11 protein-coding genes are annotated in these 15246 nt (G+C 72.3%); 8 read left to right on the plus strand and 3 right to left on the minus strand.

The window, feature by feature from the left end; translation table 11 throughout:
- Positions 1 to 18 precede the first annotated feature (18 nt).
- From BH708_RS10085 to BH708_RS10095, 3 genes are all read right to left on the minus strand, one after another.
- Positions 19 to 3162 (minus strand): alpha-mannosidase, encoded by a 3144-nt coding sequence (locus BH708_RS10085; RefSeq protein WP_076811104.1) that lies wholly within the window; start codon positions 3160 to 3162, stop codon positions 19 to 21.
- A 335-nt stretch (positions 3163 to 3497) separates the two neighbouring features.
- Positions 3498 to 4307: a serine hydrolase gene (locus BH708_RS10090; protein ID WP_076808454.1), complete on the minus strand. Its 810-nt coding sequence runs from the start codon at positions 4305 to 4307 to the stop codon at positions 3498 to 3500.
- The gene (locus BH708_RS10095) at positions 4304 to 5134 is read right to left on the minus strand and encodes a serine hydrolase (protein WP_253705296.1); all 831 of its coding nucleotides are present in this window, start codon (positions 5132 to 5134) and stop codon (positions 4304 to 4306) included. The genes BH708_RS10090 and BH708_RS10095 overlap by 4 nt, the downstream gene beginning before the upstream one ends.
- A 229-nt stretch (positions 5135 to 5363) precedes the next feature.
- Between BH708_RS10095 and BH708_RS10100 the strand changes: the two genes are divergently transcribed.
- Genes BH708_RS10100 through BH708_RS10135 form a run of 8 tightly spaced genes read left to right on the plus strand, consistent with a single transcriptional unit; the run spans position 5364 to position 15197 of the window.
- Positions 5364 to 6095 carry a DUF3662 and FHA domain-containing protein gene (locus BH708_RS10100; RefSeq protein WP_076808455.1) on the plus strand — a complete coding sequence of 244 codons (732 nt, stop codon included), beginning with the start codon at positions 5364 to 5366 and terminating at the stop codon, positions 6093 to 6095.
- 7 nt (positions 6096 to 6102) lie between these two features.
- Positions 6103 to 6630, plus strand: a complete 528-nt coding sequence (locus BH708_RS10105) for an FHA domain-containing protein (protein WP_076808456.1) — start codon at positions 6103 to 6105, stop codon at positions 6628 to 6630.
- A complete protein-coding gene (locus BH708_RS10110) occupies positions 6627 to 7952 on the plus strand; it encodes a PP2C family serine/threonine-protein phosphatase (protein WP_076808457.1) in 1326 nt (441 codons plus the stop codon). The genes BH708_RS10105 and BH708_RS10110 overlap by 4 nt, the downstream gene beginning before the upstream one ends.
- Complete coding sequence (locus BH708_RS10115; protein ID WP_083713464.1) at positions 7952 to 9379, plus strand: FtsW/RodA/SpoVE family cell cycle protein; 1428 nt, start codon at positions 7952 to 7954, stop codon at positions 9377 to 9379. Before BH708_RS10110 ends, BH708_RS10115 begins: the two co-directional genes overlap by 1 nt.
- Positions 9376 to 10821, plus strand: coding sequence for a penicillin-binding protein 2 (locus tag BH708_RS10120; RefSeq protein WP_076808458.1), 1446 nt, complete (start codon positions 9376 to 9378; stop codon positions 10819 to 10821). Before BH708_RS10115 ends, BH708_RS10120 begins: the two co-directional genes overlap by 4 nt.
- Positions 10818 to 12308: a serine/threonine-protein kinase gene (locus tag BH708_RS10125; RefSeq protein ID WP_076808459.1), complete on the plus strand. Its 1491-nt coding sequence runs from the start codon at positions 10818 to 10820 to the stop codon at positions 12306 to 12308. Before BH708_RS10120 ends, BH708_RS10125 begins: the two co-directional genes overlap by 4 nt.
- A complete protein-coding gene (pknB, locus tag BH708_RS10130; protein ID WP_083713466.1) occupies positions 12305 to 14512 on the plus strand; it encodes a Stk1 family PASTA domain-containing Ser/Thr kinase in 2208 nt (735 codons plus the stop codon). Before BH708_RS10125 ends, pknB begins: the two co-directional genes overlap by 4 nt.
- Positions 14505 to 15197, plus strand: a complete 693-nt coding sequence (locus BH708_RS10135; protein ID WP_076808460.1) for an aminodeoxychorismate/anthranilate synthase component II — start codon at positions 14505 to 14507, stop codon at positions 15195 to 15197. The genes pknB and BH708_RS10135 overlap by 8 nt, the downstream gene beginning before the upstream one ends.
- The last annotated feature ends 49 nt before the right edge of the window (positions 15198 to 15246 follow it).

The following is a 15246-nucleotide window of genomic DNA, read 5'->3' on the forward strand; positions in this document are numbered from 1 at the left end:
CTCCCCGCCGCCCCGAGCTCAGCGGCGGGCGATGCGCAGGGTCTTGATCTCGAAGGGCCGGAAGGTCAGCCGCACGGCGCCGCCCTCGTCCTGACCCACGGCGGACAGATGTGCCGGGGCGTCGTCGGCGAAGGGCCGTTCGAGCAGGTCCACCACGGCGACGTCTCCCTCGTCCAGGGCCGCATCGAGCCGGACGGTCGCGCGGGAGCGGATCCCCTGCGACTCGTACAGGCGCACCACGAGATCGCCGGAGCGGTCCTCGGCGAGCTTCATGGTCTCCACCAGCACGCTCGAGGGCTCGGCGCTGACCAGCGGCTGCGCGACGGCGGCGGCGACGGCGGCGTTCACCCGCCGCTCGGGCAGATTGATCCGATACCCCTCCTCGACGGCTCCGGTGATCGAGGTGCCGGGCCGGACGGCCACCCGCAGCGAGTACGTCCCGTGGTCGGCGCCGGGGTCCGGGTACTCGGGGGCGCGCACCAGGGTCAGGCGCGCGGTCGTGGTGGTGCCGCCGTCGGACTCGCGCACCGTGCGCAGCACGTCGTGCCCGTAGGTGGAGTCGTTGGCGATCGCCACCCCGTAATCCCCTTCGGCCAGGTGCACCCAGCGGTGCGCGCAGGTCTCGAAGCGGGCGGCGTCCCAGGAGGTGTTCACCGGGATCGGACGGTCGATGTGGCCGAACTGGATCTCGCTGCTGAGGTGGGAGGCTCGCACGTCCAGGCCGAAGGCGAGCTTGAGGGCCTTCTTGCGCTCGCGCCAGTCGATGTCGTGGCCGATCTCGAGGGAGACGTCGCCCGGGCGCAGCACGTAGGTCTTCACGATGGTCGACCCGGCTCCGGTGACCCCGGAGGTCGCGGCCCCCTCGCCCTGGGCGGTGGTGTAGGTGAAGGCGACCCGCACCCCCGCGCCCTCCTCGCTGACCTCGACGTCGGTGGGGGCCTCGAGATCGCGCACCACGTGGCGGTAGAACTCGTCGATGTCCCAGGCGTCCCAGGCGTTGGGGGTGTCACGGTGCAGCTGCAGCAGGGCGCCGCGGGAACCGGGGGCGATGGCCTCGCGACCGCCGGCGCGGTCCACCAGCGAGGTGATCGCCCCGGTCGCGTCGAGCACGGCCCGCAGCGCAGCGTTCTCGATGGTGATGGTGCCGCCCTCGCGGAACACCACCACGCCCTCGGGACCGGTGCTGGCCGTGCCTGCCGCATAGGCGGGCACCCCGCGGCGGGGCACCGGGGCGGTGTTCAGCAGCACCGGGGGCTCGCAGCCGGTGGTCGCTCCCCCGTCCGCGTCCCCGGGGCTCGCGCCGCCGGTCTCCGCGAGCGCGGCGAGCGCCCCGGCGATGATCTCCTCGGCGCGCTCGGCGGTCGCGGCATGGCCCCGCTCGGCCTCGCGGTGGACCCAGGCGATCGAGGAGCCGGGCAGGATGTCGTGGAACTGCCCCAGCAGAGTGTTCTCCCACAGCGCCTCGAGCTCGTCGTGCGGGTACTCGACGCCGGCGCGGATCGCGGCCAGGGAGGCCAGGAACTCCGCCTCGTGCAGCGCGTGCTCGCTGCGCCGGTTGCCCTGCTTGGTCCCGAGCTGTGCCGAGTAGGTGCCGCGGTGGAGCTCGAGGTACAGCTCTCCGTTCCACACCGGAGCGTCCTCGTACTCGTCCCGGGCTCGCTCGAAGAAGTCCTCGGCAGTGCCGAACTCGACCTTCGGCGAGCCCTCGAGATCGGCGGCGCGGCGCCCGGCTGCCATCATCTCGCGGGTCGGTCCGCCGCCGCCGTCGCCCCAGCCGAACAGGTCCAGGCCGATCGTGGAGCGGCCCTTCTCCTTGAAGTTGCGCTCGAAGTAGGCCAGCTCCTGGCCCGAGAGCATCCCGTTGTAGGTGTCGGCCGGCGGGAAGTGGGTGAACACGCTGGTGCCGTCGATGCCCTCCCAGCGGAAGGTGTGGTGGGGGAAGGTGTTGACCTGGTTCCAGGACACCTTCTGGGTCAGGAAGAACTCCTGACCGGCCAGGGCTGCGATCTGCGGCAGCGCGGCGGAGTAGCCGAAGGAGTCCGGCAGCCAGGTCTCCCGCGTCTCGACCCCGAAATTCTCCAGGAAGAACCGTTTGCCGGCGATGAACTGGCGGGCCATGGCCTCGGAGCCGGGCATGTTGGTGTCGGACTCGACCCACATGCCGCCCACCGGCACGAAGCGGCCCTCGGCGACGTGGCCGCGGATCCGTTCGAACAGCTCCGGGTAGCGGTCCTTCAGCCACGCGTACTGCTGCGCGGAGGAGGCGGAGAAGGTGACGTCGGGGTCGTTCTCGATCAGCGCGGCGACGTTGGAGAAGGTGCGGGCCACCTTGCGGACGGTCTCCCGCACCGGCCACAGCCAGGCCGAGTCGATGTGGGCGTGCCCCGTGGCCAGCACGGTGAGCGCGGACCGGTTCGCCGGGCGCTCCAGGGCCGGGCGCAGCACCGCCCGGGCGGCCTCGGCGGTGCCGGGCATGTCGTCGGGGTCGGCGACGTCGCAGGCGGCCTCCAGGGCGCGCAGGATCTCGTGACGGCGCGGGCTGGTCCCGGGCAGCTCGATCATCAGTCCGGTCAGTGCCCGGAAGTCCTCCGCGAGCTCCCAGATCCGCACGTCGCGGCGGGCGAGGTGGAGCTCCGTGATCGAGTACAGCTCCTCGTCGCCCACGGTGGCGAGGTCGCCGAGCGGGGTGGGTTCGAAGGTCCAGCCACCGGCGACCTGCGGGTTCGCGGCGCATTCGAGGTAGTAGTCCAGCTCCTCGCCCGGGGTGACCGGGAGGTAGCGGTTGTCGGGGTTGATGGCCTTGACCGGCACTCCGTCCGGGGTGAACACCAGCGCCTCGGCCTGGAAGCCGGGCTGGCCGGTGAAGGCGAGGTCGACCAGCAGCTCCGGGGCGGAGGACTCATCGAGCGCCCAGTCGGCGGGGACGGTGCCGGTCACGTGCAGCCAGGTGGTGGACCAGGCCCGCCCCAGCGGCGCCCCCACCTCGAGCGGCTCGTACTGCGCGGCCCGCTCGATGATCGCCTCCCGGGGCGGGATCGGCTCCCCGGCGAGCCGGTGAGCGCTCAGATGCACCGGGGCGGTCTCCTGGTAGATCCGCGGGACCAGGTGGTCCTGGGTGAAGCGGCGGATCCGGGACTCGGTCAGTTCCCTGTCATCGAACATCTGGGCGGCTCCTCGGGCGCTCGTGGCGCGGCGTGCGTCGGACTGGTCGGGGTCACGGTCCCCGACCGATGCCTCCACGGCGGCGGGGGCCGTCTCCGTCCGCTCGACTGTAGCCACCGCCCGAGGCGCACGTCACCTCGCCCGGTCGTGCCGGACACGTCGGACACGTCGGACACGTCGGACACATGGGACACGTGGGAGGTGCCGGACACGCCGGCCCTTCTCGCCGATTCCACTGATCCGACCCGCCGAAGGAACGCATCGGTGGAACGGGCAGGCGTGTCGTCCTCACACGGGCTCGGCGCCCACCCCCCGGCGAGCGGAGGTCGCGGGACTCACCGTGCGTGGGCCTCCAGCACCGCATCGCCCAGGCGGGGCAGGACCTCGCGGTGGGCGTCGCAGAAATCGTGGGCGCTGCCGATCACCAGGGCGAGGTCAGCCTCGGGGTCGACCCAGAACGCGGTCCCGCGCATGCCGAAGTGACCGACCGTCGCCGGGGAGTTGTGCGTCGCGGTCCAGTGCGGGGACTTGGTCCCCCGCACCTCGAACCCCAGTCCGAAGGGATTCGGCGTCTGCTTGCCGAAGCCGGGCATGATGCCCACCAGCTCGGGGAACTGGGCGGTGGTCAGCTCGCGGTACCACGGGGGGTCCAGCAGCGTCGGCCGCAGCACCTCGGCGGCGAGGAGGGCCAGATCCGCGATGGGGCCGACGGCGCCCACCGACGGCGAGCCGCCCCAGTCCAGGCGGCTCATCCCCAGCGGGTCGGCGACCTTCTCCTGGACCCAGTCGCCGATGTCATGGCCGGTGGCGCGCTCGAGGTGGCGGGCGGCCTCGTCGATGCCGTAATTGGAGTAGTGGCGGCGCAGACCGGGGGCCTGCAGAGTCCGCGCGGACTCGTAGAAGTACCCGGAGGCATGAGCGAGCAGATGGCGCAGCGTGGAGCCCTCGGGGCCGGCCGGGTCGTCGAGGCCCACGCGCCCCTCCTGCAGCGCGACGGCCGCGCCGACACCGGTGAGGGTCTTGGTGACCGAGCGCCAGGGCCGGGGCAGGTCCACGTCCCCGCGCTGCTCACGCACACCCTCGGGGCCCAGCACGACCGCGCAGGCCTCGAAGCCGAGCTCGTCGAGCGTCGCGAGAGCGCTCATCGCGCCGAGCCGTCGCCGTGGCGCTCGAGGATCGCGTCGGTCAGGCCCGGCCAGATCCGCACGTGCGTCGCGCCGAAGGGCTCGGCGCCGAGGAAGGCGGCCGTCAGACCGGCGTCGGGGTCGACCCAGAGGAAGGAGCCGGACTGGCCGAAGTGCCCGACGGTGCGCGGACTCGTCCTCTCGCCGGTCCAGTGCGGCGACTTGCCGTCGCGGATCTCGAACCCGAGGCCCCAGTCGTTGGGCTGCTGGCGGCCGTAGCCGGGCAGGATGCCGTCCAGGCCCGGGAACTGCACGCTGGTCGCCTCGCGCCACAGCTCGGTGGAGATCAGGGTGGGGGCGAGCAGCTCGCGGCCGACGGCGAGCAGGTCGCGGATGCTGCCGCGGTATCCGGCCGCCGGGGAGCCGGTCGCCTCGAGGTCCCGCAGCGCGAGGCCCTGGACCACCGTCTGCTCCATCCAGTCCTCGAACTCGTACCCGGTGGCGTCCTCCAGGTGGGCGGCGAGCACCTCGAAGCCGGTGTTGGAGTAGATGCGCCGGGCCCCGACGGCGCTGACGGGCTCCCGACCGTCGAAGGCATATCCGGCGGTGTGGGCCAGCAGGTGGCGCACCGTGGCGCCCTCCCGGCCGGCGGGCTCGGCGAGGTCGAGCAGTCCGCGGTCCACGGCGATCAGCACCCCGAGGGCGGCCAGCGGCTTGGAGACGCTGGCCAGGTCCCAGACCCGACCCGGCTCCCCCTGGACGCACAGGGTGCGCTCGGCGTCGGACACCCCCATGGCGTGCTCGAACGGGACGTCGACGGGGATCTCGGGCAGGGTCTCGCTCTCCACACCTCCAAATATGGCACAGGCCGACGAGCAGGGCACGGGCCGGTCTCCCGTCCGAGGGCCGACCCTCGTCACGGCCCGGGCGGGGACGCCTTTACGAGACCTGCACGATTCCCTTGCCACCCCCACCGCCCTGTCGCCGGTTCGATGACCTGGCCACGCGCTACGATCGGGAGGGCGAACAGCCCCGTCGGCCGTCGGGGCGCAGGCACAGCGACAGCGAAGGACCACCGTGGGGATCTTGGATCGGATCGAGCGCGGGCTCGACCGCGGCGTGACGAGCGTGTTCTCGCCCGGTCGCGGCCAGCTGAAGCCGCTCGACCTCGCACAGGGGCTCAAGCGCGAATGCGACGACCAGATCCAGGTGCTCGACCGCACCCGGACCCTGGCCCCGAACGTCTACACCATCTACCTGCACTCGCAGGACCACGAGCGCTTCGCCTCCTGGCAGGACACCCTGCTCGACGAGCTCCAGCGGGTGCTCATGGAACATGCGGAGAAGCAGCGCTACATGTTCGTCGGCGGGGTCCACGTGGACCTCGCGGCCGACGACGAGGTGCGCGCGGGCCGGTTCGAGACCGAGTCCCGCACCGAGCGCGGCAGCGTGGCCCCCGCGACGGGCGCGGCCCGCACCGAGTCCGGCGGCAGCCCGATCGTCGAGATCGACGGCCAGCAGTACCTCCTGACCGGCCCCGTCACCGTGATCGGGCGCGGCGGCGACGCGGACATCATCCTCGAGGACACCGGGGTCTCCCGCCACCACCTCGAGCTGCGCACCGATGCGTCCGTCGGGAACGAGCCCGCCGGCGGCCTGGTGGCCACCGACCTCGGTTCCACCAACGGCACCTTCGTCGACGGCGAGCGCATCACCACGCCCGTGGCCCTGCAGGACCGCTCCCTGATCAAGATCGGCCGCACCCGGCTGACCGTGCTGCTCCCGGCGGCCGGTCCGGTCACCTGGTGAGCGCCCGATGAGCGAACTGACCCTCGTCGCACTCCGCCTGGGATTCGTCCTGGCGCTGTGGGTGTTCGTGATCGTGGTGGTCCTGGTGCTGCGCAACGACCTGTTCGGCACCACGGTGGTCAACCGTTCCAGCCGTGACCCCCGGCGCGAGCAGCGGCCCGCCTCGGGGCCGGTCGGCGGGACCGCCGGCTCGTCGGGCACCGACCCGGCGGCGCTGCGCACCGATCCGGAGGCCACCGCCACCGCGATGGTGGTCACGGCGGGCCCGCTGCGCGGCACCTCGCTGACGCTGGGCTCCACCCCGATCCTCATCGGCCGCGCACCGGAGTGCACCCTCGTGCTCGATGACGACTACGCCTCCAACCGTCATGCGCGCGTGTTCCAGCGCGAGGGCGAATGGATCGTGGAGGACCTCGGGTCCACCAACGGCACCCTGGTGTCGGGGCGACGGATCGAGGGGGCCGTGCCGTTCCGGCCCGGTGCCCAGGTGCGGATCGGCCGCACCGAGATCGAGCTGAGACGAGGTCCGCGATGAGCATCGCCCTGCGGTACGCCGCCCGCTCCGACGTCGGCCTCGTGCGGTCCAACAACCAGGACTCCGGGTACGCGGGCAGTCACCTGCTGGTCGTGGCCGACGGCATGGGCGGCCACGCCGGCGGCGACGTCGCCTCCTCCGTGGCGATCGGCCGACTGGCCCGGCTGGACTCCGAGACCCCGGCCTCGGACATCGTCGCCACCCTCGAGGAATCGGTGCTCGACGCCAATCAGGAGATCCTGCGCCGCGCCCGCGACGAGCCCCAGCTGCGTGGTCTGGGCACCACCATCACCGCGATGCTGCGCGCCGAGGGCAAGTTCGCCCTCGCCCACATCGGCGACTCCCGCGCCTATCTGCTGCGCGAGGAGGAGACCATCCAGGTCACCAAGGACCACACCTTCGTCCAGCGCCTCCTGGACGAGGGCCGGCTGACCGAGGAGGAGGCCGAGCGCCACCCCCAGCGGTCGGTGCTGATGCGGGTGCTCGGCGACGTCGACGCCGATCCGGAGCTGGACCTCTCGCTGCGCCCCGCCCACCCGGGCGACCGGTGGATGCTGTGCTCGGACGGGCTGTCCGGCCTGGTCTCGCTGGACACCATCGATGCGACGCTGAAGGCCTTCGAGGATCCCGGCGAGTGCGCCGACGAGCTGATCCAACTGGCGCTGAAGGGCGGCGGCCCCGACAACATCACCTGCCTCATCGCCGACGTCGTCGACCTCGACGACCTCCCCCGCGGCGAGGAGGCCCCCTCCACGTCCCCACAGATCGTCGGCTCGGCGGCCCGCACCCGGCACCAGCCGACCGCCGCCTCCGGCCCGGCAGCGAAGGCCGCCGCGCTGACCCGCGACGAGTCCGACGCCCCCTACCAGGACGAGGACTTCTCCGAGGACGAGCCGCCGCGCCGCAGCCCGTGGCCCGCGCTGGTGGCCGTGACGCTGCTGGTGGCTCTGCTCGGCGGGGTGCTGTGGGCCGGCTATGCCTGGTCGCAGCGCCAGTTCTTCGTCGGCACCGACGGCACCAACGTGGTGCTCTACCAGGGACTGTCGCAGGACCTGGGCCCGATCTCGCTGTCGGAGCCGGTGGAGGTCACGGACATCTCCCTCGAGGACCTCCCCGAGGTCACCCGGCAGCAGGTGGAACGGACCATCTCCGCGGACGACCGCGAGTCCGCGGAGGCGATCGTCGAGCGCCTGGACCAGGCTGCCCTGGCGGACCGGCCCCCGGAGGCCACGGATCCGGCGCCGTCCGACGGCGGCGGTGAACCCTCCGACGGCGGCGGCACGGACGGGACCGGGGCCTCCGACGGCGGCGAGGACTCGTAGTGGCCACGATCGTCTCCTACACCGCCCGCCCGCGCCGCGTCATCCAGGCGGTGCTGTTGGCATTCGCCGTGGTCATCGGCGTGGGGGCCTATGCGCTGGTGCACCTGGGCCGCTTCGACGAGCTGCCGGGGAACCTGATGCAGTACGGCATCGGCGCGGCGCTGCTCGCCCTGGCGCTGCAGATCGTGGTCATGTGGCGCACGCCCTACGCGGACCCGGTGATCCTCCCCCTGGTGGTGCTGCTAAACCTGCTGGGCATCGCCGTGATCGAGAGCGTGCACGCCGCGAACGAGATCTACGGACTGCGCACCTCCGCCAGCGCGGACCGGCAGATGCTGTGGGCGATCGTCGGGACGCTGCTGTGCATCGCGGTGGTGGTGCTCCTGCGCGACCACCGCCGGCTGCGCCGCTACACCTGGATCAGCGCCGTGGTCGGGGCGGTCCTGCTGCTGATGCCGCTGGTGCCCGGGCTCGGCTCGGCCCGCAACGGCTCGCGGATCTGGATCTCGATCGCCGGCAACAGCTTCCAGCCCGCGGAGCTGGCGAAGATCGCCTTCGCGATCTTCTTCGCCGGGTACCTGGTCTCCCGCCGCGACACGCTGGCCCTGGCCGGCCCCAAGGTGCTCGGCATCCACCTGCCGCGCTGGTCGGACTTCGGCCCCATCCTGGTGGCCTGGGGATTCGCCATGGCGGTGCTGGTGTTCCAGACCGACCTGGGCACCTCGCTGATGTTCTTCGGCCTGTTCGTGGTGATGCTGTACGTGGCCACCGACCGGCTCAGCTGGCTGGTGATCGGGGCGGTCATGTTCCTGCCCCCGGCGGTGTTCGCGGCCACCCAGATGGGTCACGTCCGCACCCGCATCACCTGCTGGCTGGATCCGCTGGCCAGCGAGAACTTCTCCACCTGCGGCCAGATCAACCAGGGCCTGTTCGGCCTCGCCAACGGCGGTCTGACCGGGGCGGGCCTGGGTGAGGGGCGCCCGGACGTGGTGCCCCATGCGGAGTCCGACTTCATCTTCACCTCCTTCGCCGAGGAGCTCGGCATGGTGGGGGCCTTCGCCCTGCTGCTGCTGTACCTGCTGCTGGTCCAGCGCGCGGTCCGCGCGGCCGTCGGCATCTCCGACGGCTTCGGCACCCTGCTGGCGGGCGGCCTCGGCTTCGTGATCGCCCTGCAGGTGTTCGTCGTCGTCGGCGGCGTCACCCGGGTGATCCCGCTGACCGGCCTGACACTGCCCTTCCTCGCCGCCGGCGGCAGCTCGCTGGTGTGCAACTGGATCATCGCCGGCATCCTGGTGCGCCTCTCGGACGCCGCCCGTCGGCCCGCCGCCCGGCAGGTCCCCGGCTCCCCCGGCGGGGTCGGCGTCGGCGGTGGCGGCGGAGGTGGTGCCGGCGGCGCCGGCCGACCGGCTTCGGAGGTGACGGCATGAACAAGCCCCTGCGTCATGTGTGGCTGGTGGTCAGCGTGCTCTTCGTGCTGCTGTTCACGTCGACCACGTACTTCCAGGTCATCGCCCAGGACCGGCTCAACGCCAACGGGCAGAACCTGCGCACCACCTACAACGAGTACGGCCGCCACCGCGGGCCGATCGTCGTGGACGGGGACCCGATCGCCACCTCCACCGCCTCGGGAGACACCTACGGCTACCTGCGCAGCTACGATCCCGGCGCGATGTACGCCCCGGTGACCGGCTACTACTCGGTGGTCTACGGCTTCTCCGGCATCGAGCGCGCCCTGAACGACACGCTCTCGGGCGAGGCCGACGCCCTGTTCTACCACCGCATCTCCGCGATCCTCTCGGGCGAGCAGGGACGGGGCGCGACCGTCGAGCTCACCCTCGACTCCGCCGCGCAGGAGGCCGCCTGGGAGGCGCTGGACGGACGCCGCGGCTCGGTCGTCGCCCTGGACCCGGAGACGGGTGCGATCCTGGCCATGGTCTCCTCCCCCAGCTACGACCCCAACCGGCTGGCCTCGCACGACACCGCCGCGGTGCAGGACGCCTGGGCGGCGCTGAACGAGGACCCCGACCGCCCCCTGACCAACCGGGCGATCGGCGGGGACCTGTACCCCCCGGGCTCGGCGTTCAAGCTGGTCACAGCCGCGGCCGCGCTCGAGACCGGGGACTACACGGCCGATACGGTCATCCCCGGTCCCGGCACGTACCAGCTGCCGAACTCCTCGGCGGTGATGAACAACCACGCCGCAGGCGGCACCGAACCCTGCGGTCCGAATGACGAGTCCACCCTCGCCGAGGCGCTGCGCCAGTCCTGCAACACCTCCTTCGCCCAGCTCGGGGTGTCCCTCGGGGAGGACCAGCTGCGGCAGACGGCCCAGGAGTTCGGTTTCGGCCAGAGCATGGAGATCCCGCTGTCGGTGACCCCGTCCTCGATCGGCAGCGATCTGGACGACGCCCAGCTGGCGACCACCTCGATCGGCCAGTACGAGGACCGGGTCACGCCGCTGCAGATGGCGATGGTGGCCGGGGCGATGGCCAACGACGGCGTGGTGATGGAACCGCAGCTGGTCAGCGCGGTGCGCACCAACGATCTGTCGACGGTGGCGGAGCTGAGCCCGACCGAGCTGGGCCAGCCGCTGAGCGCCTCGAACGCCGCGCAGATGCGCCAGATGATGGTCGGCGTGGTCGAGGACGGCACCGGCACGGCCGCCGCGGTCGACGGGGTCGAGGTCGGCGGGAAGACCGGCACCGCCGAGTGGGGCGAGGACCGGGCGCCGCATTCGTGGTTCGTCGGATACGGGCAGCAGGAGGACCAGAAGATCGCGGTCGCGGTCCTGGTCGAAGAGGGCGGATACGGGTCGCGCACGGCGGCACCGATCTCGCAGGACGTCATGGAGGCGGTGTTCACGCAATGAGGACCGAGGCGGGGCTGGTGCTCGAAGGGCGCTACGAACTCACGTCCCTGATCGCCACCGGCGGCATGGGGCAGGTCTGGAAGGGCCGCGACCAGGAGCTGGAGCGCGACGTGGCCATCAAGGTGCTGCGCGAGGAGTACGCGGGCGACGAGGGCTTCCTCAAGCGGTTCCGGGCGGAGGCCCGCCACACCGCGGCCCTCTCGCACGACGCGATCGCGGCCCTGTACGACTACGGGGAGCTCGACGGGCGCGCCTACATCGTCATGGAGCTCTGCCCGGGACGTCCGCTGTCGGACATCATCGAGGAGAACACCGGCGGGCTGCCCGAGAAGCGGGTCGTCTCCATCCTCGTCGAGCTGGCCCGTGCGCTGGACGCCGCCCATTCCAAGGGTGTCGTCCACCGTGATGTGAAGCCGGAGAACGTGCTGGTCGACGAAGAGAACGACTGGTCCATGAAGATCACCGACTTCGGGATCGCCCGCAGCAAGGACCAGGCGCGGCTGACCAAGACCGGGCTGGTGATGGGCACCGCCCAGTACCTCTCCCCCGAGCAGGCGATGGGCAAGCAGGCCACCTCGCTGTCGGACATCTACGCGCTGGGGATCGTGGCCTACGAGATGCTGGTGGGGCACCGCCCCTTCACCGGCTCCAGTCAGGTCGAGATCGCGATGGCCCAGGTCAAGCAGCAGCCGCCGGAGCTGCCGGAGACGCTCAGCGCGGATCTGCGCCAGCTGGTGATGATGACCCTGGCCAAGGCCCCGGCGAACCGTCCCCGCTCGGCGGCGGCGGTGGCCCGGATCCTCGAGGCGATCCAGCGCGGCGTCGAGCCCCGCTTCACGACCGGGGCGATCCCCCTCACCCGCGTCGAGGACCACGACTGGACGGGGGAGAATGCCGTGCGGTCCCCCGGCTCGGGCCACGGCTCCGGTCCCGAGCGCGAGCGGCCCGGGGCCTCGCCGACCGGGACCCGGACGGCCGCCATGCCGCTGCCGATGTCCGGTCGTGGGCGCGGCGTCCGTCACCGCTCGGGCGCCTCGGCGGCCTCCGGCGGTTCGGCGCTGTCGGGACCGTCGGCGCCCTCGGCGAGGTCGGCCGCCTCCCCGGCGCCGCCGCCGGGTACCCCGCGCACGGCATCGGCGGAGCACTCGGCCGCGAGTCCCGCGGCGGGACGTTCCCGCCGTCCGACGGCCGGCGGTCCGGAGCGGGCCACGGCGCCCGGCGCCCTGGGCGACGTGGACACCGCCGCCTCGGAGCGCACGGTCCGCGGGACGTCGACGGGTCGCACCCTCGGCCCGTTCACCCTGCCCGGCCTGGTGCTGCTGATCCTGCTGGTGCTGGTGATCGCGGTGGCCGTGGCGGGCGGTCTGGGATGGCTGCCCCTGGGGGCGCTGGGCGTGGATCACCCCGGCACCGGGGACGCGGCCTCAGCACGTACGATGATCGAATCGGTCGGTGTCGACCACGGCACGAGGACAGGTGTTCAGTGAGCGAAGAGAACGTGGTCCTGGAGGGCCGCTACACCCTGGGGAAGATCCTCGGGACCGGCGGCATGGCCGAGGTGTTCCTGGCGGAGGACACCCGCCTTCACCGCACGGTCGCCGTCAAGGTGCTGCGCTCGGACCTCGCCCGCGATGCGAACTTCCAGGAGAGGTTCCGCCGCGAGGCCCACAGCGCCGCCGCCCTGAACCATCCGTCGATCGTCGCGGTCTACGACACCGGCGAGGAGCATCAGAGGACGGTCACCGGCGCGGACGTCACCATCCCGTACATCGTGATGGAGTACGTGCACGGCACCACCCTGCGCGAGCACATCGATCCCGAGAACCCGATGGGCGCCCGCAAGGCCGGGGAGATCATGGTCGCGCTGCTGAGCGCCTTGGAGTACTCGCACCGGGCCGGGATCGTCCACCGCGACATCAAGCCCGGCAACGTGATGATCAACGACGCCGGCGCGGTCAAGGTGATGGACTTCGGCATCGCCCGGGCGATCGCGGACGCCACCAGCGCGATGACCGCCACCCAGGCCGTCATGGGAACCGCCCAGTACCTCTCCCCCGAGCAGGCCCGCGGCCAGCTGGTCGATGCCCGCTCCGACATCTACTCCGCCGCCTGCGTGATGTACGAGCTGATGACGGGCCGTCCGCCGTTCACCGGCGACACCCCGGTCTCCATCGCCTACCAGCACGTGCGGGAGCAGCCGCAGCCCCCGTCGGCGTACAACCCGTCGATCACCCCGGAGCTGGACGCGGTGATCCTCACCGGTCTCGCCAAGGACCGCGAGGAGCGCTATCCGAGCGCGGTCGCCTTCTCGCGCGACATCGCCGCCGTGGTCGCCGGGCGCACCCCGGCCCTCGTCGGCGGAGCGGTCCCGGCCGGTGCCGACGGGCAGGCGACGACCGTGCTGGACCCGATGGACGACGCCACCGAGGCACTGCCGGCGATGGCGGGCGTCGGCGCCGCGGGCGCCGGGGCACGGGCCTCCGAGTGGTCCACGGACCCGACTCCGATCGCCACCGGGGCGGGGTCGCCGCACTCCCCCGACGAGGTCGAGCACGAGCCCGAGCGCAAGCGTCCCTGGTGGCTGATCATCCTGGTGATCGTCGCCGTGCTGGCGCTGATCGGTGCCGCGCTGGCCGTCCTGCGTCCCTGGGACACCGGGCCGGAGATGGTGCCGGTCCCGGAGCTGGCCGGACAGACCGAGGAGGACGCGAGCTCGCTGCTCGACGACGCCGGCCTCGAGGGGGAGTTCACCTCGGCCGAGTCCCAGGACGTCGACGAGGGCGTGGTCATCGAGTCCACCCCCGGAGAGGGTGAGGAGGTCGCCGTCGGCTCCACCGTCGAGGTGACCGTCTCGGCCGGCCCGGAGGCGGTGACCGTCCCCGACGACCTGGTGGGCATGACGCGCGATGAGGCCGAGAGCGCTCTCGCGGACGTCGGCCTCGTGATGGTCGAGGGGGAGCCGGAGGATGCTCCGCAGGAGAAGGGCACCGTCACCGGCGCCACCCCGCAGGGCGGCGCCAGTGCGGAGAAGGGCTCCGAGGTCGAGGTGCGCTTCGCCTCGGGCGATGTCGAGGTGCCCAATGTCGAGGGCACCGACGTCGACCAGGCCACCGAGACCCTCGAGGGCTCCGGTTTCGAGGTGCCCGAGCCCTCCGAGAAGGAGACCACCGACGCCGATCCCGGGACCGTGCTCAGCCAGACCCCGACGGCCGACAGCGGCACCGCCCCCTACGGCTCCACCGTCTCGCTGGTGGTGGCGGCGGCCCCGGGTCCGGTGACGGTCCCGAACGTCACCGGGCACACCCTCTCCGAGGCCCAGAAGACCCTCGGGGACGCCGGCTTCGGCATCGACACCCAGCAGGAGGCCTCCGACTCCGTGGAGGAGGGCCGCGTGATCCGGACCGAACCCGGCGCGAACGAGAAGGCCGAACGGGGATCCACGGTCAACATCGTGGTCTCCAGCGGGCCGGAGGACTCCCCGACGCCGACGGATTCGCCCAGCGACGCGCCCGGTGAGACGCCCAGCGATGCACCGAGCGAGAGCCCGACGCCCAGCGAGACCCCGTCGGACGAGCCCAGCGACCCTCCCAGCGATAACGGAGGCGGCGCGAACGGCAACGCCGACGGCACCGCGAACGGAGCTGCGAACGGCAGTGCCGGCGACCGCGGGACGGGGAACGGGAATGACTGAGCCGGGGACGTCCGCCGCGGGCGGGACCGGGACGAGCGCGCCCGGCGCGCGCGTCCTCGTGATCGACAACTACGACAGCTTCGTCTACACGATCGTCGGCTACCTGCAGCAGATGGGCGCGCAGACCGTGGTGGTGCGCAATGACGAGGTGCCCGCGGACGCTGCGGGAGGTGTCGACCTGAGCGGCTTCGACGGGGTCCTGGTCTCCCCCGGCCCCGGCACCCCCAGCACCGCCGGGCGTTCGCTCGAGGTGATCGGGGCCTGCGCCGAGCACGCCGTTCCGCTGCTCGGGGTGTGCCTGGGTCACCAGGCGCTCGGCCAGTACTTCGGAGCCACCGTGGGGCACGCCCCGCAGCTCATGCACGGCCGCACCAGCGAGCTCACGCACGACGGCAGGAGCGTGTTCGCCGCCGCCCCGTCGCCGATGATCGCGACCCGGTACCACTCGCTCACGGTCGACCCGGCCACGATCCCTGCCTGCCTCGACGTCACCGCTCGCACCGCCGACGGGATGATCATGGGGCTCGCGCACAGGGAGCTGCCGCTGCACGGCGTGCAGTTCCACCCGGAGTCGGTGCTGACCGAGAACGGCCACCTGATGCTCGCCCACTTCCTCGAGCTGTGCGACGGACGCGACGCCGTCGTGCGCTCCAAGGGGCTCGTGCCTCTGATGACCGCGGGCTGACCCGAGGGCCGCGGGCGATGCCGTGAGGTCACTCCGTGCGCCGACTCCG

The organism is Brachybacterium sp. P6-10-X1 (genome assembly GCF_001969445.1).
GTDB lineage: Bacteria > Actinomycetota > Actinomycetes > Actinomycetales > Dermabacteraceae > Brachybacterium.